22 protein-coding genes are annotated in these 23,342 nt (G+C 66.2%); 13 read left to right on the plus strand and 9 right to left on the minus strand.

The window, feature by feature from the left end:
- Positions 1-7: 7 nt before the first annotated feature.
- Entirely contained in the window at positions 8-559 is a 552-nt protein-coding gene (locus tag AB0N75_RS16665) for a tripartite tricarboxylate transporter TctB family protein (protein WP_364652064.1), read from the minus strand.
- Positions 560-607: 48 nt separating this feature from the next.
- Positions 608-1,612: a tripartite tricarboxylate transporter substrate binding protein gene (locus AB0N75_RS16670; protein ID WP_364652065.1), complete on the minus strand. Its 1,005-nt coding sequence runs from the start codon at positions 1,610-1,612 to the stop codon at positions 608-610.
- Between the two features lie 159 nt (positions 1,613-1,771).
- On the opposite strand from AB0N75_RS16670, the gene AB0N75_RS16675 reads away from it, so the two are divergent.
- The 5 genes from AB0N75_RS16675 (at position 1,772) to AB0N75_RS16695 (ending at position 7,890) form a co-directional block, all read left to right on the plus strand.
- On the plus strand, positions 1,772-2,656 hold the full coding sequence (locus tag AB0N75_RS16675) for a LysR family transcriptional regulator (RefSeq protein WP_364652066.1): 885 nt from the start codon (positions 1,772-1,774) through the stop codon (positions 2,654-2,656).
- 161 nt (positions 2,657-2,817) lie between these two features.
- A complete protein-coding gene (kdgD, locus tag AB0N75_RS16680; RefSeq protein WP_364652067.1) occupies positions 2,818-3,765 on the plus strand; it encodes a 5-dehydro-4-deoxyglucarate dehydratase in 948 nt (315 codons plus the stop codon).
- 102 nt (positions 3,766-3,867) lie between these two features.
- Positions 3,868-5,469 carry an aldehyde dehydrogenase (NADP(+)) gene (locus AB0N75_RS16685; RefSeq protein ID WP_364652068.1) on the plus strand — a complete coding sequence of 534 codons (1,602 nt, stop codon included), beginning with the start codon at positions 3,868-3,870 and terminating at the stop codon, positions 5,467-5,469.
- 3 nt (positions 5,470-5,472) lie between these two features.
- Positions 5,473-6,801: an enolase C-terminal domain-like protein gene (locus tag AB0N75_RS16690; protein WP_364652069.1), complete on the plus strand. Its 1,329-nt coding sequence runs from the start codon at positions 5,473-5,475 to the stop codon at positions 6,799-6,801.
- A gap of 120 nt (positions 6,802-6,921) precedes the next feature.
- Positions 6,922-7,890, plus strand: coding sequence for an AEC family transporter (locus tag AB0N75_RS16695; RefSeq protein ID WP_364652070.1), 969 nt, complete (start codon positions 6,922-6,924; stop codon positions 7,888-7,890).
- 73 nt (positions 7,891-7,963) lie between these two features.
- Here AB0N75_RS16695 and AB0N75_RS16700 read toward each other — a convergent pair whose 3' ends face one another.
- Positions 7,964-9,526, minus strand: a complete 1,563-nt coding sequence (locus tag AB0N75_RS16700) for an ABC transporter substrate-binding protein (RefSeq protein WP_364652071.1) — start codon at positions 9,524-9,526, stop codon at positions 7,964-7,966.
- A 118-nt stretch (positions 9,527-9,644) separates the two neighbouring features.
- Here AB0N75_RS16700 and AB0N75_RS16705 point away from each other — a divergent pair, with 118 nt between their 5' ends.
- Positions 9,645-10,367 (plus strand): GntR family transcriptional regulator, encoded by a 723-nt coding sequence (locus AB0N75_RS16705; RefSeq protein WP_364652072.1) that lies wholly within the window; start codon positions 9,645-9,647, stop codon positions 10,365-10,367.
- On the opposite strand, the gene AB0N75_RS16710 is transcribed toward AB0N75_RS16705, so the two are convergent.
- The 4 genes from AB0N75_RS16710 to AB0N75_RS16725 form a co-directional block, all read right to left on the minus strand.
- Positions 10,334-11,101 carry a ribonuclease activity regulator RraA gene (locus AB0N75_RS16710; RefSeq protein ID WP_364652073.1) on the minus strand — a complete coding sequence of 256 codons (768 nt, stop codon included), beginning with the start codon at positions 11,099-11,101 and terminating at the stop codon, positions 10,334-10,336. The genes AB0N75_RS16705 and AB0N75_RS16710 overlap by 34 nt on opposite strands.
- A 120-nt stretch (positions 11,102-11,221) precedes the next feature.
- Positions 11,222-11,527 (minus strand): hypothetical protein, encoded by a 306-nt coding sequence (locus AB0N75_RS16715; RefSeq protein ID WP_364652074.1) that lies wholly within the window; start codon positions 11,525-11,527, stop codon positions 11,222-11,224.
- 61 nt (positions 11,528-11,588) lie between these two features.
- Positions 11,589-11,909: a DUF3040 domain-containing protein gene (locus AB0N75_RS16720; RefSeq protein WP_364652075.1), complete on the minus strand. Its 321-nt coding sequence runs from the start codon at positions 11,907-11,909 to the stop codon at positions 11,589-11,591.
- A 413-nt stretch (positions 11,910-12,322) separates the two neighbouring features.
- Complete coding sequence (locus tag AB0N75_RS16725; protein ID WP_364652076.1) at positions 12,323-13,828, minus strand: CitMHS family transporter; 1,506 nt, start codon at positions 13,826-13,828, stop codon at positions 12,323-12,325.
- A gap of 163 nt (positions 13,829-13,991) precedes the next feature.
- Here AB0N75_RS16725 and AB0N75_RS16730 point away from each other — a divergent pair, with 163 nt between their 5' ends.
- The 7 genes from AB0N75_RS16730 (at position 13,992) to AB0N75_RS16760 (ending at position 21,215) form a co-directional block, all read left to right on the plus strand.
- Entirely contained in the window at positions 13,992-15,878 is a 1,887-nt protein-coding gene (locus AB0N75_RS16730; protein WP_364652077.1) for an ATP-binding protein, read from the plus strand.
- A complete protein-coding gene (locus AB0N75_RS16735; protein WP_364652078.1) occupies positions 15,871-16,527 on the plus strand; it encodes a response regulator in 657 nt (218 codons plus the stop codon). Before AB0N75_RS16730 ends, AB0N75_RS16735 begins: the two co-directional genes overlap by 8 nt.
- Positions 16,528-16,622: 95 nt before the next feature.
- A complete protein-coding gene (locus AB0N75_RS16740) occupies positions 16,623-17,264 on the plus strand; it encodes a TRIC cation channel family protein (protein WP_364652079.1) in 642 nt (213 codons plus the stop codon).
- Positions 17,265-17,275: 11 nt separating this feature from the next.
- The gene (locus AB0N75_RS16745; protein WP_364652080.1) at positions 17,276-18,232 is read left to right on the plus strand and encodes an AsnC family transcriptional regulator; all 957 of its coding nucleotides are present in this window, start codon (positions 17,276-17,278) and stop codon (positions 18,230-18,232) included.
- A 171-nt stretch (positions 18,233-18,403) separates the two neighbouring features.
- Positions 18,404-19,168: a DUF5058 family protein gene (locus AB0N75_RS16750; RefSeq protein WP_364652081.1), complete on the plus strand. Its 765-nt coding sequence runs from the start codon at positions 18,404-18,406 to the stop codon at positions 19,166-19,168.
- Between the two features lie 27 nt (positions 19,169-19,195).
- On the plus strand, positions 19,196-19,921 hold the full coding sequence (locus AB0N75_RS16755) for a hypothetical protein (RefSeq protein ID WP_364652082.1): 726 nt from the start codon (positions 19,196-19,198) through the stop codon (positions 19,919-19,921).
- A 115-nt stretch (positions 19,922-20,036) separates the two neighbouring features.
- A complete protein-coding gene (locus AB0N75_RS16760) occupies positions 20,037-21,215 on the plus strand; it encodes an amidohydrolase (protein WP_364652119.1) in 1,179 nt (392 codons plus the stop codon).
- Positions 21,216-21,234: 19 nt separating this feature from the next.
- Here the strand turns inward: AB0N75_RS16760 and AB0N75_RS16765 are convergent, their stop codons facing one another.
- Both AB0N75_RS16765 and AB0N75_RS16770 read right to left on the minus strand, forming a co-directional pair.
- Positions 21,235-22,332 (minus strand): Gfo/Idh/MocA family oxidoreductase, encoded by a 1,098-nt coding sequence (locus AB0N75_RS16765; RefSeq protein WP_364652083.1) that lies wholly within the window; start codon positions 22,330-22,332, stop codon positions 21,235-21,237.
- A 109-nt stretch (positions 22,333-22,441) separates the two neighbouring features.
- Positions 22,442-23,233, minus strand: coding sequence for an IclR family transcriptional regulator (locus tag AB0N75_RS16770; RefSeq protein WP_364652084.1), 792 nt, complete (start codon positions 23,231-23,233; stop codon positions 22,442-22,444).
- Between the last annotated feature and the right edge of the window lie 109 nt (positions 23,234-23,342).

Here is a 23,342-nt window from a genome sequence, read left to right on the forward strand (position 1 = left end):
CCGCCCGCTAGAACAGGTGGGGAATCGAGGTTCCCAAGGCCAGGATGAAGATGCCGTAGAAGGCTGCGACAACCAGCAGGGAGTAGATGATGGCTCCGCGCCAGGTTTCCCCACCGAGGAACTTCATCCAAATCAAGCAGAGGAGCAGTGCCGGGACCTCGAAACCGATCATCGGCATGAGCCACACCATCACCAGCAGGGTCACAAACCCGATGGCCGCCAGCCAGGACAGCTTGGAGAATTTCTCGCCGTCGCGGCCCCCGCGCCGCCCAATAATCAGCTGGGCGAGCGCGAGGACGGCGATGATCAAGCTGACCACGAACGGCCACATTCCGGGCTTGGGCTGGGAAGGAGTTCCCAGCCCCAGGCCGACCGACATGACGAGCCCTGCCACACCCAGCGCGAGCACCACAAGGGATGATGCGAGGTTGGCGATGGGTCCTGCCGGCGGCGGGGCTTCGGCCTCCCATTGGGCTGCCAGTTCCTCCGGTGTCAGGTCGTCGTCGACGACGGTGACCGCCTCGCTGCCTTCTGCTGGCGTCTCGCGGTGGGGCGTCATGGTTTACTCGATTCGCTGTGAAGGCCGGTCGGCCTTACGTGGGTGGTGCTACTCGCCGGCCAGCGAGATGTCGTACTTCTCGGTGAGCTCCTTGTACTTGGCAGCCAAGTCGTTCCACTGCTGGACGACTTCCTCGCCGGAGATCTCCTTCGGGGTCAGCATGTTCTTCTCGTTGAACGCCTTGTAGCTGTCGGTGGCCTGGGCGGCCTCGACGGATGCGACCAGCTTCGCCTTCACGTCCTCCGGCAGACCCTTCGGGGCGGCCAGGGCGCGGTACTGGGACACCGGAACCTCGTAGCCTTCTTCGATGGCGGTGGGGACGTCCGGCAGGAAGGTGTTGCGCTCGTCGGAGAAGACGACGATCGGCTTGACGGTGCCGGCGTCGATCTGCGGCTTGGCCTCACCGAGCTGGATGGTGGCCAGCTGGACCTGGTTGCCCATGACAGCGGTCAGCGCGGGCGAACCCGAATCGAAGGGGACCGCGGTGCCCGTGATATCGGCCTGGGCGAACAGGATGGCCTGCGACAGCTGCGAGCCGGTGCCCACGCCAGTGGTGCCGAAGGTCAGCTTCTTGGAGCTCTTCTTGATGTCGTCCAGGTTTTCAAAGCCGGAGTCGGCGCTGGCCACCAGCACGTAGTCGTCCTGGGACAGGCCCTTGATCACGTCCACTTCGTCCAGGGTGACGGCTTCGCCTTCGGACACTGCCAGCGGAGTGATGGTGATCAGCGAGGCATTCAGCAGAACGAGGTTCTGTCCGTCGGGCTCCATGGCTGCGACCTCCTGGGTCGCGAGGGCTCCGTTGGCGCCGGGCTTGTTGACCACCGGCACCGCGACGCCGAGCTCGTCCGCCATGCCTTCGGCCGCAGTGCGCGCGATCAGGTCCGTGGAGCCGCCGGGAGCCTGGCCGACTGTCAGGGTGATCGGGCCGTCGGGGAAGGTCCCCCCTTCGGAGGCGGTGCTGCCGCCGACGTTGCCGCCGCAGGCAGTCAGCGCCAGCGCTGCAGAGGCGGCGGTCAGACCTAGAACGGTCCGGCGGATGGAGAGTGCTTTCACTTCGGGCTCCTTGCTCGATGAACAGCGTTGTTCGAACGGGTCGTGGCCGTGACGCGGTTCATATGAAGCAGGTCACTGTGGCTCGGACATCGAGCTTAGAAAGAGACTATGATGCATGTCCAAGCCCATTAGTGCATTGAATGATACTTGAAAGGCATCATGTTTACCCTCGACCAAGCCCGCGGTTTCATCGCCGTCGCCGAAGAACTGCATTTCGGACGAGCCGCCGAGCGGCTGAGCATGACCCAGCCTCCGCTCAGCCGGCAGATCCAGAAACTGGAGCGCAGCATCGGCGTCGAACTGCTGGAGCGGGATAACCGCAAGGTGGCGCTGACCGCTGCCGGGCACGCCTTTCTTGCCGAGGCGCGGAAGCTGGTGGTGTCGGCCGACCGGGCACCGCGGACGGCGCGCCGCATCGCCGCGGGCCGGGCGGGCGAAATCCGGATCGGCTTCACAGCCGCCACCGCCTTCAGCGTGCTGGGCCCCTTGCTCGCCGAGATTGCACAGGAACTGCCTGAAGTCGACGTCGAACTCGAGGAACTCGTGACCGGAGAGCAGGTCCGGGCCATCATGGACGGCGACCTCGACCTGGGGCTCGCCCGTCCGCCCTTTGATACCGAGCTTTTCGAGTCGCACCTCATGCTCTCCGAGAACCTGATGCTGGCTGTTCCCGGCGGGCACCCGCTGGACCAACTGTCGCGTCCGCTGGCCCTGGCCGATCTGAAAGACGTGCCGCTGATCATGCATTCACCGATCAAGGCCCGCTATTTTTACGATCTGGTGGTGCGTCAGATTCCGATCGAACACGGCAACGTGGTGCACACCGTGAGCCAGATCCTGACCATGGTGGCGCTGGTGGCGGCCGACCGCGGCGTCGCCTTCGTGCCCGAGTCAGCTCAACTGCTGGGAGTCGAGGGCGTGAGCTACTTGCATCTGCCGGGGCTGGCGCCGGACTCGGTGGAGCTGCACGCCATCTGGAACCGGACCGCCCACAATCCCGCGCTGCGCAGGATGCTCGACAGTGTCTGGAGCAAAGCGGCGTAGCCGCCGGGGCCCGGTCCCGCTGCCCACCCACAGCAGGGCAATACTCTTAGTGCATCAATCCATACAAAAGTGGGCTTGGACAGGCATCATCCGGGCTTCCTAGGGTGGAACCAACGCATTCAACCCCGCCGCTACCGGCACCCATGCAAAGGAAGATGCACGTGGCCCAGTACACGCCCCAAGAACTCGCAGACAAGCTCAAGGACGGGCTGCTGTCCTTCCCGGTAACGGCCTTCGACGCGGAATTGAACGTTGATGAAGCTGCCTACCGCAAGCACTTGGACTGGCAGTCCAGCTTCGACGTTGCCGGCCTGTTTGCCGCCGGCGGCACGGGAGAAGGCTTCAGCCTGACGCCGGCAGAGTCGGCCCGCGTGGTCCGCATGGCGGTTGAGGAAGCCGGTAGCCGGGTTCCCGTCCTCGCTTCCGCCGGTGGTTCCACCGCCCAGGCGATCCAGAACGCCAAGGACGCCGAGGCCGCTGGCGCCGAAGGGCTGCTGCTGCTGCCGCCGTACCTGACCGAATGCGACCAGGCCGGCCTGCTGGCCCACGTGTCCGCCGTCTGCGCCGCCACCAACGTCGGCGTCATCGTTTACAACCGCGCCAACGCGATCTACGCCGCGGACACCGTGGCCGCGCTGGCCGACCGGCACGCGAACTTCATCGGTTTCAAGGACGCCCTGGGCGACATCGAACACCTCACCAAGGTCTACGCCAAGAACGGCGACCGGCTGTTCTACCTGGGCGGCCTGCCGACGGCGGAGACATTTGCACTGCCGCTGCTGCAGTTGGGCATGAGCACCTACTCCTCCGCCATGTACAACTTCGTGCCGGAGTTCGCGCTGGACTTCTACCGCGACGTCCGCAACCAGGACCGCGATGCCGTGACGGAGAAGCTCAACCGCTTCGTGCTCCCGTACCTGGACATCCGCGACCGGGTCAAGGGCTACGGTGTCTCCATCGTCAAGGGCGGTTTGAAGGCCATCGGCCGCGACGGTGGCCTGGTCCGTCCGCCGCTGCAGGATCTGACCGAGAAGGACATTGCCGACCTGTCGGCCCTGATTGACGCCGCCGGCATCCGCCCGGCGGACACCGTCCTGCAGAACGCCTAGGTTCCATGCCCCGAAGCGGCCGCCCGATACGGGCGGCCGCTTTCCGGCCCTCAGCCACAGCCGACCACCCGCAGCAAAGAAGCAGTAAAGAAGGAGCATCCGATGCCCACCACGCAGACAACTCTGACAGGCCATTCGATCATTGCCGGCGAATCAGTCACCGGCACCGGCGGTACCGTCAACGGCTTCGACCCTGCCAGCAACGAAGTCCTCGAACCCGCCTACAGCCTCATTGACGCAGCCCAGCTCGCCACCGCCACTGCTGCAGCCGAGGAAGCGTTCGCCTCCTTCAGCTCGCTGGATCCGGAAACTCACGCCGTCTTCCTGGAAAAGATCGCCGACAACATCGAAGCCGTCGGCGCCGAGCTGGTCGAGCGTGCGATGGCCGAAACCGGACTCCCGGCTGCCCGGCTGAACGGCGAACGCGGCCGCACCACCGGCCAGCTGCGTCTCTTTGCGGCGGTGGTGCGCCAGGGCGACCACCGCGGTGTCCGCATTGATCCGGCCCAGCCGGACCGCCAGCCGATGCCGCGCGCCGACATCCGGCAGCGCAAGGTTCCGCTGGGTCCGGTTGCCGTCTTCGGGGCGAGCAATTTCCCGCTGGCCTTCTCCACGGCCGGCGGCGACACCGCCTCGGCGCTGGCCGCCGGCTGCCCGGTGGTCTTCAAGGCCCACAACGCCCACCCTGGCACCAGCGAAATCGTCGGCCATGCCATTGCCGACGCCGTGCGCGACTCCGGCCTGCATCCCGGTGTGTTCTCGCTGATCTACGGTCCCGGTGCCAGCATCGGCCAGTCCCTCGTCTCCGACCCGGCGATCAAGGCCGTCGGCTTCACCGGCTCCCGCTCCGGCGGCACCGCTCTGGTGGCCACCGCCGCCGCACGGCCGGAACCTATCCCGGTCTACGCCGAGATGAGCTCGATCAACCCGGTCTTCTTCTTCGACGGCGCACTCAAGGGCGACCTGGACGCGCTGGCTGCAGCCTACGTCGGCTCGGTCACCGGCTCCAGCGGCCAGCTCTGCACGGCGCCGGGCCTGGTCTTCGTTCCGGCCGGCGAAACCGGAGATACTTTCGCGGCCGCGGTGCACCGCGCGATGGCCCCGTCCGCCGGACAAACCATGCTGACCCGCGGCATCGCCGAGTCCTGGACCGCCGGCGTCGATTCCCTCGGCAAGCAGGATGGCGTGGATCTGGTGGCCCGCGGCCAGGCCGGAGCCACGCAGAACGCCCCGGCGCCGGCCGTGTTCGGCACCGATGTCCCCACGTTCCTCTCCAACGACGTGCTGCACGAGGAAATCTTCGGCGCGGCGTCGCTGATGGTCCGCTACACCTCCACGGACGACCTGCTCGCGGCCGCCAAGCGGCTGGAAGGCCAGCTGACCGTCACTCTGCACATGACCGATGAGGACCAGTCCACTGTCGCGCCGCTGCTGCCGGTGCTGGAGCGCAAGGCAGGCCGCATCCTGGCCAATGGCTGGCCTACCGGCGTCGAAGTGGGACACGCCATGGTCCACGGCGGCCCCTTCCCTGCCACCTCGGATACCCGCACGACGTCGGTGGGCACCCTGGCGATCGAGCGGTTCCTCCGCCCGGTGGCGTACCAGAACATTCCGGACGCCCTGCTTCCGAAGGCCCTGCAGCAGTCCAACCCGTGGCAGCTGAACCGGCGCATCGACGGCACCATCGAAGGCGCAGGAGAGTAAAGCATGAGCAACCAACCCACCATTGCCGCCGTCGAGGTGGTCCCGGTTGCCGGGCACGACTCGATGCTGCTGAACCTCTCCGGTGCGCACGGTCCGTTCTTCACCCGGAACGTGGTCATCGTGACCGATTCCGACGGGCGCACCGGCCTGGGCGAAGTCCCCGGCGGCGAGAAAATCCGCACCACCATCGAGGATGCCGGTGCCATGATCACCGGCCGGCCGGTGGCCCGTTTCCGCAGCCTGCTGCGGGAAATCGCCGCAGCGTTCGCCGACCGCGACTCCGGCGGCCGGGGTCTGCAGACTTTCGACCTGCGCACCACCGTGCACGCCGTGACGGCCATCGAATCGGCGCTGCTGGATCTGCACGGACAGTTCCTGGGTGTCCCGGTGGCCGAACTGCTGGGCGATGGCCAGCAGCGGGATGCGGTGCCGATGCTCGGCTACCTGTTCTATGTGGGCAACCCCGACGCCACCGATCTGCCGTACCTGCGTGAGCCCAACGGGGCGGACGCCTGGGAGCGCGTGCGCCGCGAAGAGGCCATGACGCCGGAGGCCGTGGTCTGCCTGGCCGAGGCCGCACAGGCCCGCTACGGCTTCCAGGACTTCAAGCTCAAGGGCGGCGTGCAGGCCGGCGACTTGGAAGTCGACGCGGTGACCGCGCTCAAGGATCGCTTCCCGGATGCCCGCATCACGCTGGACCCGAACGGCGGCTGGCTGCTGCAGGACGCCGTCCGGCTGGGCAAGCGCATGCAGGGTGTGGTGGCGTACGCCGAAGACCCGTGCGGCGCCGAAGGCAAGTTCTCCGGCCGTGAAGTCATGGCGGAGTTCCGCCGGGCCACCGGACTGCAGACGGCCACCAACATGATCGCCACCGACTGGCGCGAAATGGCACATGCGGTGCGCACCAACGCCGTCGACATTCCGCTGGCCGATCCGCACTTCTGGACGATGGCCGGCTCCGTCCGGGTGGCGCAGTTGTGCAACGAGTTCGGCCTGACCTGGGGCTCGCACTCGAACAACCACTTCGATGTCTCGCTGGCCATGTTCACCCAGGTCGGCGCGGCTGCTCCGGGCGAGATCACCGCGCTGGACACGCACTGGATCTGGCAGGACGGCCAGGGCCTGACCAAGGAGCCGTTGCTGATCCGCGACGGCGAGATCAAGGTGCCGCAGGCCCCGGGTCTGGGCGTCGAGCTGGACCGCGAGCGGCTGGCCGAGGCGAACGCACTGTACCTCGAGCATGGCCTCGGCGCGCGCGACGACGCCGTCTCCATGCAGTACCTGGTTCAGGGTTGGGAATTCGATCCCAAGCGCCCCTGCCTGGTCCGCTAGGACCTTCCGCCCGCCCCGCGCACCGCGGGGCGGGCGGATTTTTCTGTTTTACCGTGTGAGGCTCTGTCCGGTCGGCCGCTTCTGGCCGGCCGGACATTGCCGTGATGTGAAGGAGGTTCCGTGGAAGGAGTACTGCTCGGCTTCGGCGTCGTGCTGGTGATCGTGGCGGTGGGCTTCGCGGCCGCAGCCATCTTGCCGCAGAAGGCGCCGGACATGCAGCGCGGGCTCACGCCGGTGATCTTCTACATCACCAATCCGGCGCTGATGCTGGTGTTGCTCGCGGACACGGACCTGGCATCGGTGATCGGTGTGTACACCCCGATCGCGCTGATCACAGCCGCTGTTGCCGGCGCGGCCTACGCGCTGTTCAGCCGCTTCGTGCTGCGCCGTTCGGCCGCACAGACGGCCGGCGGCGCCATGGCCTCCACCTACGTGAACGCCGGGAACATCGGTGTGCCCATCGCCCTCTACGCGGTGGGCAGCGCGGACCCGGTAGTCTCGGTGCTGCTGGCCCAACTGCTGGTCATTGCGCCGATCTACCTGTCCGTCTTCGCGTGGTGCCAGCGGAAGGCCGCGGCCGCTAAGCCCTGTCATCCCGACGGCGGTGCTCCCGCGACTGTCCCGCTGTGGCGCACCGTGGTGCGGTCCATCCTGAACCCCGTCACCGTTGCCACCGCCGTTGGCGCCCTGATGTCGCTGACCGGGCTGCACTTTCCGGAGGTGCTCTGGGCACCGATAGAAATGGTGGGCAACGCTTCCATTCCCCTGCTGCTGATGCTGTTCGGCATGAGCCTGTACGGGCAGAAGCCGCTAACCCAGCGGAGCCTGCGCGCAGATGTGGCACTGGGCACCGTCGTGAAGCTCATCCTGATGCCGGCCCTCGCGTGGGCGATCGGGCATTTCCTCTTCCAGTTGGACGGAGTCCCGCTGCTGGGCGTTGTGGTCATGGCCGCCTTGCCCACAGCGCAGAACGTCTTCCTGTTCGCCAGCCAGTTCAGGATGCAGTCCACCCTGGTGCGGGACATCATCTTCCTCACCTCGCTGCTCTCGCTTCCCGCAGTCCTGCTCGTAGCCCTGCTGCTGGGCTAACCTCTGGGGTCCAAGAGCGATGCGGCCCGCGGTGTCGATGACACCGCGGGCCGCAGGGGACTCACCGCATTTATCAGTTTGCCGGGCTGACCGCAGCCAGCCTCAGTTCGTCCCCGGTAGCGGAGTCCGGCTCGTAGTCCACACCCGCGGCCTTCGCCAAGACACCGGTCATCCGCGCGATGTAGGCGAACTGCACCACCTCGTTCCGTTCATACGCGAAGGCGTCGGCAAAGGCCCGCTGCCGCTCCTCGCCAGTCTGTGCCGAGGCCTTGGCCAGGACGTCGTCGAACGCTTCCGTGCCGAACATGCTCATCTGGCCGTCGGTTGTCATATAGGAGTCGACGCTGAAGGACGCATCGCCGGCCTGATTGCCGTGCTGGACGACCATCGCAATGGCACCCTCGTTCAGAATGAACGGACGCACCTGGTACTGCAGTCCGGTAGAGGTTTCAACGACCTTGGCTTCGGCATTGAGGCCAATCTGCTTTAACTGTTCCTGCAGCACTTCGGTCAACTGGTCGATCTTCGGGAACTGCCCGCTCCGGGCAACAATGGTGATTTTCTGGTCCACTGGCACGCCGTCGGCTTTTGCTTCCGCGACCAGTTCCTTGGCCTTTTGCAGATTGAATTCCCACGGTTCAAGATCGTCGTTGTAGCCAACGACGCCCGGCGGAATGATCTGTGAGGCCGGTTCGCTCTTGCCCGCGTAAAGGGACTGGGTGATGCCGGTCTTGTCGATGGCAAAGTTGATCGCCTGCCGGACCCGAATGTCGTCCAAGGGTGCAATATCGCCGCTGAACCGCAGCGCGACCGTCTCGTTGTTCGGATAGTCGATGCCCAGTTCTCCCGCGCCGTCGTCAGTGCTGAGGCCCATCGCAATGTCGGCTTCGTTTCCGGTGACCATCGCGGCCCGCACGGTTCCCTCCGACCGCCATTGGTACTCGGCACGTTGGTAAGCGGGTGCGCTGCCCCAATAGTCCTCGTTCCGCTGGAGCGTGATCTTGAGTCCCGCATCCCAGCTGTCGATGGCGTAAGGGCCGGTGCCGATGGGTTCGCGGACCTTGGCCTCAGCGTCGGTCGGGGCTCCGATCTCAATGAAGGAAAGGCGAAGCGGCAGAACCGGGTCCGGGTCAGGAGTGCTGACCTTGAGGGTGAGGCTGTCCACGGTCTCGACGACCAGATCCGCGTCGCCAAAGATCTGCCCTTCGACGTCACAGCTGAGATCGCCATTGACGGCACGGTCGATCGCGAGGGCAGCCGCTTCAGCGTTGAAGGGTGTCCCGTCCTGGAAGCTGACGCCCTCGCGCAGCGTGAAGGTCCATTCCGTGTCTCCGGTTGCTTCCCAACTGGTCGCGAGCAGCGGATGGAGTTCGCCGCTGGTCGGATCCCGCTCGATGAGTGGTTCCGTGATGTTGGATCGGACGACGACGCCGGTGGAAGCCAGCGACGAATCGCACGGCTCGAGCGTCGTCGGCTCCATCGGCAGCACCAGCCTGAGCGCCTGCCCGCCGGCGGGAGAATCTGCCGCAGAATTGGCCACTGAACATCCGGATAAGGCCAGTGCTGCCGCAGCAGCGATCACGATCGGGGCACGGAACGGACCACGCCTCGTGTTGCGTGCATCAGAAGAAAACATCGTTGATTCCTTAGGAAGATGGGGATAGATATTTGAGCCCGGGCGGCCGGGCCGGTCCGGAAGATCATGAGCGGTACCCGACACCTCGACTCTGGAAAGGTGAACTAAGCTGACCAGCATGACCTCGTTGCCGGACGCTGTTTCCTTGTCCCCGTTGCCCGCTATGGGGCCGGCACCGACCCGCTCCGGCCTGATCGTCGAGTCTCTGAAGAGCGCGATCTTTTCGGGCACGCTGCGCCCCGGTGAAACCCTCGTGGAACGAAGGATTGCCGACCAGTTGGGCGTTTCCAAAACCCCAGTCCGGGAAGCCCTGATCGTCCTGGAGCGGTCCGGCTTGGTGGCCACGGCTAACCGGCGCATCGAAGTGCGGCGGCTGAGCTTTGCCGATGTCCGCCATATTTACGAGCAGCGGGTCCTGCTTGAACCGTGGGCCATCGAGGACGCAGCCCGGATCGATCCAGGCTTTACCGCCGCGCTCCAGGCCTTGGATGATGCGCGGCAACACGCCAAGGAGGGAAACACGGCGGGCCAGGCGCTGGCGAACCGCCGCTTCCACCGCGGAATGTACTCGAACTGCGAGAACGACTTCGTGGTCAAGGCCTTGGACAGCCTCCAAGACCTCACGGCCCTCGCCGTCGTCGGCGTGCTCTGGGAACGCTGGCCGCGCGGTGCTGCCGAGGCGGCCGAGCACGAGGCGATCTACGAGGCTGCACACCGAGGGGATGCCAAGGCGGCCGCCGCCATGATGCGTGACCACATCACGGCCTCCATAGACCTTGTCAGGCAGCACGAGCGCCGCTCGGATGCTCATTCCGCGAAGCGCGACAGCTTGTCCTGGTAAGCCTGGCGAACCTGCTCGTTGGGCGGATAGGTTCCGCGCAACGGCTTTCCGCCTGCAATCTGTTCCAGGATGAACCCTTCAAGGCGTTCTTGCTCCAGGGCGTCCCGGGCAACTTCTTCCGCAAGATGCCGCGGAATGCAAACGACGCCGTCCCGGTCTCCGACCATGATGTCGCCTGGGTAAATTGGCACCTCGGCACAGCCGATGGGCACCTGGACGTCAACCACATGGTGCTGCGCCAGATTGGTCGTCGGCGAGGCGCCGGCGGAGAAAGTCGGCAAGTCCAGATCCTCGAACCCTGCCATGTCCCGGAAAGAGCCGTCGGTGACAATCCCCTCGGCTCCTCTGACCTTCAGCCGCGTGGCCAGGATGTGCCCCAGCGACGCCGCCCGTTTGCGCCCGCGCGAATCGACGACCAGAACCTGGCCGGGCTGCACAGCTTCGACGCCGGTGCGCTGCGGATGATCGTAGTCCTGAAAGATTTCGGGAATATCGATGTCTTCCCGCGCAGGAATGCACCGCATGGTGAAGGCTTCGCCCACCATCCGCTGACGGGAGGGATTAGAGAACGCCAGGCCCTCGAGATACGTATTACGGTAGCCGCGGGACATCAATTGTGTGGTGATGGTGGCGGTACTGACGCGGAGCAACGCCTCCCGCACGGTGGAACTCAACGGAACGCGGATTTGCTGCTCTCCCTCTGCTGGCGCAGAAGGGACAAGGCCTAGGGACATGGGCTTCCTCTCACTCGATATCTTGGTATACCAAGATATCGAGGAGCCTAGCGCAGAAGTAGCAGGAAAGGAACGCCTCCCGGCTACCGAGCGCCCGGCCTTGCCAGAACGACGGGGCGCTCACGCAGCGCGGAGGCACTCCCCCACAGAACGGTCCCCGAGCTCTACACCGAGGGCAAGGCGGATGCCCTCTTTAGATGCCAAGGTGTCCGCCAGATACTCCGCCAGCCCGCGTGCGGTGACTAACCGGCGATCGGCGATAATTCCGCCTTGCAACACCGCCTGCGTGCGACCGATGTCAGCAGGGGTGAAGCTGGCACCTCCGACGCCGTCTTCCACCATCAGTTCGATACTGTTGCGGAAGACCCGCTCGTCACCTTTGTGTGGCGACGCCGTCAGGGTGAAAACAATCTTGCTCTGTGTCACATTTACCTCCTAAAAAAATTAGTGCGCGGCTTATTATGCAGATCGCGCCCGTTACGCTCTGCTAGCGCCTTTCCGGTTTTTCCCGGCTTTCTTCCCGCGCTGCGACCTGAGGATTTTGGAAAAGTGAATTGCCGAGAACTCCGTAGGCGCCGACGGCAGCGAGAATGAACCCGACGACGGCGACTGCCAAGAACTTAGCAGCGGGTCCCACGGGCAGGACCATGATCCCCATCAGCAGCACCAGCGACAGCCAGACATGACGAGCCTTGACCCTAGTGCCGCCGGATCCAGCCCGCAGTTTCTGCGCAAGATCAGGGTCGTCCAGGCTGAGATAGTGCTCTATGGCCTCGAGCTGTTCTTGTTCTTCAGGGGATAAGGGCATCCGCATCTCCTCACGGGCTGCACCGCCGAGAGCTTGCGTCGTCGTGGTGGTCTTAGGCGTTCGCCGCGACAAAACGGTCCCACAGAATCATCACGACGTCAGGTAGGGGTAGCCCTGCAGACCTAGGGTGATGGAAGTTTGAAAATCAATTTCTTTCATCGGTTCCGAAAAGCAGGAATTTCACTACCTACTCGGATTGTATCCAGTGGCATGGCATTAAGCTAATAATCGGGTTCGCTGCGAGCGAATGGGGACAGCAAGAGAGTTTGTTCGTGTCTATTCAATCATTCGCGGAGCATTCTTTTCGTGACCGGAAAGTGAATGCACAATATCACCTGGCCGTTAAATGCCAACGGCACCCGGACTGGTCGAGACCAGAATCCGGGTGCCGCCGTCGATGGTGTGGTGGTGGCTCAGCCCCAGGGGATGGCACCGAGCAGGATCCCGACCGCCAGCATGACCAGCGAGACGATGGCCGCGCGCCAGAGCACCTTCTTGTGGTGGTCGCCCAGCTCCACGCTGGCCAGCGAGACCAGCAGCAGGATGGCTGGGACCAGCGGGCTCTGCATGTGCACCGGCTGGCCGGTGATCGAGGCCCGGGCCATCTCGGCGGGGGCAATGCCGAAGTGGGCGGCGGTCTCGCTGAGCACCGGCAGCACGCCGAAGTAGAACGCGTCGTTGCTCATGAAGAAGGTCATCGGGATGCTGAGCAGGCCGGTGATGACGGCCATGAACGGGCCCATGGAATCCGGAATGATGTCCACCAGCCAGGCCGCCATGGCGTCCACCATGCCGGTGCCGTTGAGCACGCCGGTCAGCACGCCCGCTGCCATCACCATGGAGACGACGGCAACAATGCTTTTGCCGTGCGCAACCAGCTGGGTTGCCTGCTCCTTGACGTTCGGGAAGTTGACCACCAGGGCGATCGCGGCGCCCACCATGAAGACGTAGGCCAGCGGGACGATGTCCAGCACCAGGATCACCATGACGGCAACGGTCAGGGCCAGATTGAACCAGAACAGCTTCGGGCGAAGGGTGGAGCGGTTGGGATCCAGGGCCGAATCGGTCAGCGATCCGCCGGCGGCCTCCTCCTCGGCAGGCGCGTCCAGCACAGCCACCGAGCCGCCGGCCGGAGCTGTGCCGGCCGGGGAGGTGCCGGGGACCGGCTTGCGGGTACCGGCGCCGCGGCCTCCGCCGAAGACCGAGCCAGCGTTTCCGCGGGCGGTGCCGGCACCGCCGTCGTTGTTCTCCGCAGCTTCGGCCCACAGATCGGGCTTACCCTTGGCCGTGGCCTTCGGGTTGCCGCCGGCCAGGCGCTTGCGCTCGCTCAGGCCGAGCGTCCAGGCGAACACCATCACAATGATCATGCCGGCCAGCAGCGAGGGGATCATCGGAACGAAGACATCGGTCGGCGAGACATCAAGCGCCGCGGCAGCGCGGGCAGTCGGGCCGCCCCAAGGCACAATGTTCATGGTGCCGTTGGCCAGGCCGGCCACGCAGGTCAGCACCACCGGGCTCATGCCCAGCCGCAGGTAGATCGGCAGCATCGCGGCCGTGGTCAGGATGAAGGTGGTGGAACCATCGCCGTCCAGCGAGACGACGGCGGCCAGCACCGCGGTGCCCAGCACCACCTTGGCCGGGTCATTGCCCAGGGTGCGCAGGATGAAGCGCACCAGCGGGTCGAACAATCCGACGTCGATCATCAGGCCGAAGAAGATGATGGCGAACATCAGCAGGGCTGCTGTGGACGTCAACGACTTCATCGACTCGAGGACCATGTCGCCCAGACCAAGGCCTGCCCCGGCGAAAAGGCCGAAGATGGTGGGCACAATAATCAGGGCCAAAACGGGTGTCAGTTTCTTGGTCATGATCAGCGCCATAAAGACCGCGATCATTGCGAAGCCGAGAAATACCAGCACAGCAACTCCTTTGTTCTAACGCAGCCGGTGTGACCGGCCCTACAGACATTAGGGTGGTCCGCGTCACGGATGGCGGTTTTGCTCCCTTCAGGTGCATACTGCTTATTGCGCACGTTTTGCTCATTTAGCTCACAGCCGGCGGAAGCCGCACCCGGGAGGCACCATGGAGGACGGGGGCGGCCGCCGTCCGCGGATGGGCTTCTCCGGCCGCATGCTGCTTCTCCAGATGGCCGTGGTGGCGGTGGTGCTGCTGCTCTCCGCCCTCGTCACGGGCTGGCTCACCTACCAGCGGCTGGGCGAAGATGCGGAGGGCCAGGCGCTTGCCGTGGCCCGCACCGTGGCGGCCTCGGATGCCGTTCGGGCCGGGACCGCCGCACTGGCTGACGCCGGGCCTGAACAGCTGTCCGGCAAAGCGCTGGCCGGAGGGCCGCTGCAGGAGTTGGCCGAAGATATCCGGCTGCGGACCGGGGCGCTGTTCGTGGTGATCACCGATGATTCCGGCCTGCGGCTGGCGCACCCCAATCCGGCGGAGCTGGGCCGGATGGTCAGCACCGACCCCTCCGAAGCGCTGGCCGGACGCGAAGTCACCGTGCAGGAACAGGGCACGCTGGGCCACTCGGCGCGCGCCAAGGTGCCCGTGTACGCCCCGGGTTCCACGTCCGTGGTGGGCGAGGTCAGCGTGGGGTTCTCCAGCGAGGACGTCCTGCAGTCCCTGGCCAGCAGCATCCTGCCCGTCGCCGCTACCACCGCGGGAGCGCTTGCGCTGGGTCTGGCGGCATCGCTGCTGCTGGGCCGGCGGCTCAAGCGGCTGACGCTTGGACTCGAGCCCGAGGAGATCGCCGCCCTCACCCAGGACCAGGAGGCGGTGCTGCGCGGCGTGGACGAGGGCGTCATCGGCGTTGCCGCCGACCGCCGGATCACCGTCTTCAACCGCGAAGCCAAGCGGCTGCTGGGCTTCGCCATTGATGCCGAACTGGTCGGCCAGCCGCTGGCGGGACTGCAGCTGCCGGGCTTGGAGGAATCCGTTGTGCCGGACGCGCTGGGCCAACTGCTCGATGCCGCCGACCCGCAGTCCCCGACCGTGGAACTGGTGGTCGGCTCCCGCGTGCTGATCCTCTCCGCCCGGGAGGTGCAGGCCAGCCGGACTCCCGGCCGGCGCGGCTACCGCCCCGGGACGGGCATCGGCGCGGTGGTTCCGCGCGCCCCCGAACTGGGCTGGGTGATCATGTTGCGCGACCGTACGGCGGTCCAGTCGCTGACCCGCCAACTGGATGCCGTCGGTGCGCTGAGCACCGCGCTGCGAGCGCAGCGGCATGAGTTCGCCAACCGGCTGCATACGATTTCCGGCCTGCTGGCCACCGGGAATCCCGACCAGGCGCAGGACTACCTCACCTCGATCATGCAGACCGGTCCGCTGAACTACCCCGCCGAACAGGCCGAACTGCTGCAGGATGCGTACCTGCAGGCCTTCGTCGGAGCCAAGAGCATGGAGGCGGCCGAGCGCGGAGTGACGCTCCGGGTGGGCCCGGAAACGCTGGTCCGCGGCCGGGTCACCGATCCGCAGGACGTGACCACCGTGATCGGGAACCTGGTGGACAACGCCGTCCGGGCGGCGGTGCACGGGAGCGATCCGGACCGATGGGTGGAGGTGGAGATCATGGACGAACTGACCGACGGCGGCGGAACGCTGCATCTGGTGGTCGCGGACTCCGGGGACGGACTGCCCGGGCTCGCCGACGGCGCGGCAGCCGACGACGGCGGCTCCGGGCTTGAGCGGATCTTCGCCGAAGGATTTTCGACGGCGGGCGGCTCCTCGAACGGGACGGCGGAAGCGGCGGCGGACGCGGGGTTAGCCGAGGCCGATCCGGCGGTCCTGCCGGACATCCACGGCCAGGGCTTCGGCTTGTCGCTGATCCGTCGGCTCGCGCGTCGCCGGGGCGGGGACGTCTGGGTGGCCGATCCCGGACATCCGGGCGGCCCGGGGGCCGTCTTCTGTGCCCGGCTGCCGGGCACCGTCGAACCAGCATCACCAGGAGCAAACCATGACTGACTTATCGGTACTGATTGTGGACGACGACTTCCACGTGGGGCGCCTGCACGCCAGCTACGTGGATTCCGTCCCAGGATTCAGCGCGCTCGCGCCGGTCGGAACGGCGGAGCAGGCCTTGCGCACCGTGCACGGCCATGCCCCGGACCTGATGCTGCTGGACGTGTACTTGCCGGATGCGCTGGGCCTGGACCTGCTGCGCAAAGTGGACGTGGACACCATCATGCTGACCGCGGCAGCGGATGCCCCATCGGTCCGCAAGGCCCTGCGCCGCGGTGCGCTCGGCTACCTGATCAAACCGTTCACGGCCGAGGAACTGGCGCGGAAGCTGCGCGCCTACGCCCGTTACCGGCGGCTGTTGGCCGAGCAGCTTGCGGTGGACCAGGACACGGTCGACCGAGCGCTGCATGCGCTGCATCCGGCCGAGGCTGCGGTGGCTGCCCGCACCCGGTCCGCCACCGAGGCCGCCGTGCTGGAGGCGCTGGCGTCCGGGCTGCAGCGTTCGGCGGCGGAAGTGGCCCAGTCGGTCGGTGTCTCCCGGGCCACCGCGCAACGCTACCTGTCCGCCCTGGCCGACGACGGCGCGGTGGAGATCCACCTGCGCTACGGCAGCACCGGGCGGCCCGAGCACCGCTACGGACGGGCCGGCTGACGGCGTGCGGACAATCCACCGCATCGCACCGCACCGCTGCGCCGCTGTGGCCGGACTCAGGCACCGCGGCATGAACGGGAGCGAAGGATGATTGGATGGCAGGCATGACCATTGGCTTGGTACTGGACCTCTTCGGCACGTTCTTCTTTGCCATGTCCGGTTGCATCCTGGCGGCCCGCCGGAAATTCGACATTATCGGATCGTTGTTCCTGGGCACGTTGGCAGGGCTGGGCGGCGGGATCATCCGGGACTTGATCCTGGACACCGTCCCCAGTGCCTTCACAAATCCGCTCTATTTCGTCCCGCCGGTACTGGCCGCGCTGCTGGTGTTCTTCCTGTTCCGCAGCGTGGAGCGGTTCCAGCGCCCGCTGTTGATTTTCGACGCCGGCGGGCTGGCCCTGTTCTGCATCACCGGAACCGTCAAAGCTCTGACTCTTGGCATGAACCCCGTTGCTTCGGCGCTGCTGGGCCTCACTACAGCCGTTGGCGGTGGAATGCTGCGCGACGTCGTCGCCAACCGGGTCCCGCAATTGTTCAACCCGGATGACCTGTACGCCGTGCCGGCCATGCTGGGCTCGGCACTGGTGGTGGTGTTGTGGTCCGCCGGGATCTACGGCACGGCGGCCGCGGTGGGCGTGGCCGCCGTGGTGTTCGGACTGCGTGTGGTCTCGCTGCACTACGGCTGGCACATTCCGCACGCCGCGCCCGTGCGGTACACGGACCGGCACGGCGACTGATGGGAAGCACGATGGTTGAGTTGAGCTGGTTGGAAAAGCAGATTGTGGCTGCGCTACAAGTCGATCCGCGGGCGTCCTGGCGCACCATCGCCGCCGTGCTGCGGGAGCCGGAACGAACTGTAGCCCGTCGAGGCGGTGACCTACTGGCCTCCGGTGTTGTGGCCGTGCGCGGGATCCAGTTGAAGCCCAAACCGGTCCTCGTCGAGATGCGCTGCGCCCCGGGCACATCGCGGATGGCTGTCCAGGCGCTGTCCCAGCGCACTGATACTTCCTTCGTTTACACCATCACCGGCAGCAGCGACTGTGTTGCCGAAATACTGACTGACCGTGCCCGGCTGCATACCGCCCTCTCTGATGAGTTGCCGGCCATCGTTGGGCTCCAGCGAGTGAATACCTATCCCATCCTGCGCTACTTCAAGACTCTCCGCGCGTGGCAGCCAGGTATTCTGACCGCGGAACAGCGACGGGCGCTCCGTCCGGTCCCGCTCAACGATCCGAAGATTTTCGGTGAGCATCCTTCCCTGACGGAAACAGACAGGCAGATCGTGGCCGCCCTCTGTGAAGACGGTCGAATGTCATTTGAAGCGATCGCCAGACGCGCCGGTACCTCTGAAGCAACCGCACGGCGAAGGACGGATTGGCTGCTGGAGACCAACTGCTTGAACCTGCGCGCTTTGGTGGAGCCCTCGTCATTGGGACTGCCCGTGGAAGCCCTGCTCTGGATCAAAACGGCACCGGATCGACTGGAGTCGTTGGGCCGGAGACTGGCCCAACTCATGGAAGCCCGCTACGTTGCCGCGATTACCGGCGAATACCAGATTCTCGCCGACGTGACGGTGGCCAGCAATGAGGCGCTATACGACTTCACCAGCAGCAGCGACTGGACGGTCGACGTTGCCGAGCTGAGCACGTCGCTACTGCTGGATGCACGAAAACGTGGCGGGCGGCTCAACCCGGTCTTGTCTTAGGTCCCGTCCGGACGACGCTTTTCGCCACCCGGCCGCCTTGACGGCTGCCCGGTGACGGAATCGGCCAGAAAAGTGACCGTTTCCTTCACGTCTTGCACCGGTATGGCTGATACAAGCAAGGTTGGTCCATCCTGTCCTAGCTTTTGAGACGTGCATCACGCCGGAGGAAACATGTTGACCCATTTGGTACCGACCGCCGCCGGCGGCGGCAGCTCTACGGATGTGCTGGCTTTAGCCAACATGCCGCTTCTGTGGATCTGCGCGGCCGGCGTCTTTGCCGTCATCGCCGTGCAGTCTGTCATCTACATGAAGGCCGTACGCAAGGCTGCGCCTGCGGCAGGCATCACGCAGGAGGAACTGAAGGTCTCGTTCCGCTCCGGCGCCATTGCCGCCATCGGTCCGTCGCTCGCCGTCGCACTCGTGGCCGTTGCCCTGCTGGCCGTCTTCGGGACGCCGGCAGTGCTGGTGCGGATCGGCTTGATTGGGTCGGCCGCCTACGAGACCGGCGCAGCGAGCATCGCCATTGGAACCACCGGAGCCGAGCTGGGCGGCGCTGGCTACACCCAGAACGCCTTCGCCATTGCCTTCTTTGCCATGAGCTTGGGCGGTGCCATGTGGATGCTGGCCACCCTGGTCCTGACGCCACTGATGAAGCGAGGCGGCAGCAGGCTCGCCAAGACCAGCCCGGTGGCGATGGCAATCGTTCCTACCGCCGCCCTGCTCGGCGCCTTCGTCTCGCTGAGCATTGCCGAGGTGCCCAAGTCGCTGGTTCACGTGGTCGCCCTTCTCACGGCCGCAGCTGTCATGGGGATCTGCGCCGTGATCGGCCGGTCACCCAAGCGAGCATGGCTTCGCGAATGGAGCCTAGGCTTCGCCATCGTGGCTGCTCTTGCGGTCGCCTACGTTGTCCACACCGCCGGCATGCCCGCGGCCTGACCAGACCCGACGCGAGAAGGAACCGAAATGTCTTCACCTGTTGTTGCCACAATTCCGGAAGCCGCCGCAGGGCTGGCCGAATTCGACCGCACCACGTCCCGCTGGGGACGTTTGACCATGCTCGCCGGACTGCTGGTGTCGCTCGCGGGTCCGCTCTACCTGGTGTTCTTCGCTGACTTGGACGTGACCGCCGCCCAGCTGTGGACGGCCTTCGGAGCAGTGGCCGCGGTGTTCATGATGATCTGGCTGGTAGAGCCCATCACCTACTTCCCGATCCTGGGTCCGGCCGCAATGTACCAGGCGTTTATGATCGGCAACATCTCCAGCAAGCTGCTGCCCTCGGCGCTGGTAGCCCAGAACCGGATCGGCGCCAAACCCGGCACGCCGCGCGGCGACTTCGCAGCCGTCGCCGCCATCTGCGGAGCGGCGGCCCTTCACTTGCTCTCGCTGGCCGTTTTCGTCGGTCTGCTGGGTACGTGGTTGATCAGCATCATTCCCGTCGACGTGATCGACGTGGTCCGGCTGTACATCCTGCCCTCGGTGCTGGGTGCCGTTGTGGTGCAGGCGATCATCTCCGTCAAGCAGCCGCGGATCACCGCTGTGGCTGTGGCTGTCTCACTGCTGGTTCAGTTCGTCCTGGTGCCGCTGGTTCCCGGCACAGCCTTCCTCGCCACGGGAATCGCAGTCATGGCCACTATTGCGGTCTCGTGGCTGGTCCGGGAACGCATGCCGCAGCCCGCCGTCGAGCACTGACCCGCCCCAAAGAGCCCCATCCCACGCGATCCACCGGAGAGACATGACAGACATACTCGCATCCCAGTCCACCCCCCAAGCCACCCTCGCCTTAACAGGCGAAGCCCAGGCGGAGATGCACGACCTGTACAAGCACCTACACGCGCACCCGGAGCTCTCGATGCAGGAGCACAACACCGCTGAACTGATCGAGCAACGCTTGGCAGGACTGGGCGTCGAACACTTCCGCTGCGGCGGAACGGGCGTGGTGGGCATCCTGCGCAACGGCCCCGGCCCCATCGTCGGCTTCCGGGCGGACACCGACGGGCTTCCCATTCAGGAAGACACCGGCCTGGATTACGCCAGCACCGCCACCGGCACCCTGCCGGACGGAACGGTCGTGCCGGTGATGCACGGCTGCGGGCACGACACCCATGTTGCGGTGCTGCTGACCGTGGCGGGCCTGTTCGCCGAAGCGCGCAGTGCCTGGTCGGGCACGTTGGTCCTGATCTTCCAGCCGGGCGAGGAAACCGGGGCCGGCGCGGCGGCCATGGTGGCCGACGGCCTGTGGGAGCGCGCGCCGCAGCCGGAGATCATATTCGGCCAGCACGTGATGCCCGGTCCGGCGGGAACGTTATCTCTCTCGGTGGGCAGCGCGATGGCGATGGCGGACTCGCTCAAGGTCACGGTCCGCGGCCGCCAGTCCCATGGGTCACAGCCGCAGGATTCGATCGATCCGATAGTTTTGGGCGCCCACATGGTGGTCCGGCTGCAGACCATCGTCGCTCGCGAACTGGACCCGCGGAAGTCCGCCGTCGTGACGGTGGGAACGTTCCAATCCGGACTCAAAGAAAACATCATCCCGGCCGCGGCGGAATTTACGTTGAACATTCGGACTTTCGACGACGATGTGCGCGCCCAAGTGCTGGCATCGGTTCGCCGCATCATCGCTGCCGAGGCCGTAGCCTCCGGCGCCCCGGAGCCGCAGGTCGAGGAGCTCTACACCTTTCCAGCCTGCTACAACGACCCGGACGAAGCTCAGACACTGGCCGCCGTCTTCGGCGAAGCACTCGGCGAGGAGGCTGTGTCGGTACAGCCTGCGCTGATGGGAAGCGAAGACTTCGGGCATCTAGGCACGGCCATCGGGGTCCCGTCCGTGTTCTGGATGTTCGGGGGCCATCCGGCTGAGGTGGTGGACGGTCCGGGCCCGGTGCCGATGAACCATTCGCCGTTCTTCGGACCGGCCATGGAACCGACGTTGTCCACGGGAGTCAACGCGGCGGTCACGGCGCTGCTCTCGCGGCTCGCGGCCTGAGCTGGGTCAGCCGCCCGAATCAGCTGCCCGGATTCCTATCCCGGTTTTGCCGGTGGATCTCCTCGATGATGCGGATGGCCGCGAGGGCATCCGCCGGCTCCACCGGCACAGGGGCGCCGTCGTTGATGGCCGCGGCCAATTGCCGGTAGAAGTCCGGGTACGCTCCGCGCTCGGACTGAACCTGGCGGACGTCGCCCGGCGTGCCGAGTGTGCCCCACCGCTCTTCGGGTTCCACTCCGTAGCGGTCCGTCCCGGGCACCGCACCGGCAATCAGCGCGGCCTCCTGGCCGTCGGTCCCCCAGGATGTGAAGGCCGCGGCCGAGCCAAGGACGTGGAACCGCGGTGCGGGCAGTGCGGAGATCAGATTCATGGATAGCCGCGAGCGGACACCGGATTCGTGCAGCAGCGAGACAAACGCGTCCTCGTCCGCTCCGGATCCGGCCGCGGCCCCCGACGCTGGTTCGGCCGCGCCTCGGGCGGACGCGGTGTGGCGGGCAGTCTCCCCGTAGACTGTGACGGCCGGGCCGAAGAGCGTGAGCGCCTGGTCGATCAGGTGCACGCCCAGGTCGAACAGGATGCCGCCGCCCTCCGCGGTGTCCGCCGTGGCCTTCCACGCCCGCAGCCCCTCCGGCTTCCACCGCTCAAAGCGTGATTCGAAGGTGTACACCCGGCCCAGTGCGCCGTCGTCGATGAGTTTCTTCAGGGTGAGAAAATCCGCGTCCCAGCGGCGGTTCTGGTACACCGAAAGCACCACGCCGGACTGCCGGGCCTTGGCGATCAGGTCCTCGCCCTGGGCTGCAGCCGGTACAAAGGGCTTGTCCACCACCACGTGCATCCCGCGGTTAATCGCCGCCTCGGCGAGCGCGTAATGGCTGCTGGGCGGGGTGCCGACCACCACCAGGTCCAGCAGCTCCGGCGCCGCGAACAGTTCGTCCGCCGTCGCCACGATCCGTGCGTCGGGGTGTGCGGCTGCTGCCTGCGCCGCCCGCTCTGGACTGGAGGTCACGATGGCATCCAGCGAATAGTCCTCGGAAGCTTCCAGGAACGGCGCATGGAAGACCCGGCCGGAGAGGCCAAAGCCAATCAGCGCGGTGCGCAGCGGCCGATGTGCGGCCATGGACAACTCCTCGCGTGTATCCGGGTGCCGGCCCGGGGTGGCGGCTGCGTCCGAGCCTACCGCGTGCGGCCAACCCACCAACTGCCTTGCGTTCCCGACTGCTCCCGAGCTACCGGCCGGCCTGCGGCTGCTCGCGCAGCTTCTGCGTGAGCTTGTGCGCTTCCTCCAGCAGCAGCTTGCCCAGGAACTCCTGCCTGTCCGGGCGGAAGCGCTGCTCGATGCCGGTCAGCGACAGCGCCCACGCCGGCCGGCCTTGCCGGTCAAAGACGGCGGCGCCCATCCCCCAGCTGCCTTCCAGGATCAGTCCGGGATTGACCGTGTAGCCGCGCTCCCGGGTCGCCGCCAAGTTGCGGCGGATCTGTTCCGGCGCATGGGCCGGGCCGAACCGCTGCAGCCGGGCACCGCCGTCGTCAAGCAGCCGGTCAATCTCCTCGGCCTCCAGGAACGCCATGATGGCCAGCCCCGCGGAGGCAATGCCCAGCGGGAAGCGGACGCCTTCGTGCAGCACGAACGAGCGCACCGGGAAGCTTCCCTCCACCCGGACCAGGCAGACCGTCTCGTCGCCGCGGCGGATGGAAAGGAACGCGCTCTCGCCGGTCTCGTCCGCCAAGCGTTGCAGGCTCGGCCGGGCCAGGTCTTCGATGGCGAACCGACTGGCGGCCACCGAGCCGAGCACGTAGAGCTCCGGCCCCAGCTGCCAGCTGCCGGTTTCGGCATGGTGGTCCAGCAGCCCCTCGGCGGCCAGCGAGTTCAGCAGCCGGTAGACCGTGGGCCGGGTGAGGCCGGATGCCTGCACAATGTCGCCGAGGGCGGCCCCGGTCTCCGGCGCGCGGCCCACGATCCGCAGCAGCCTGGCCACCCGGCTGACCACTTGGGCGCCTTGCACTTGCTTGTCTGGCATCAGGTTCCCTTCCCGGCCGGCGGACGCCCGCCAGCTGCCTTTTCACTGCATCAATCCACAATGTGGACAGTCTATCCGGGCTTGTCCATAGTGTGAATACGGGCTCCGC

Source organism: Arthrobacter sp. NPDC089319 (assembly GCF_040684925.1).
Taxonomy (GTDB): Bacteria; Actinomycetota; Actinomycetes; order Actinomycetales; family Micrococcaceae; genus Crystallibacter.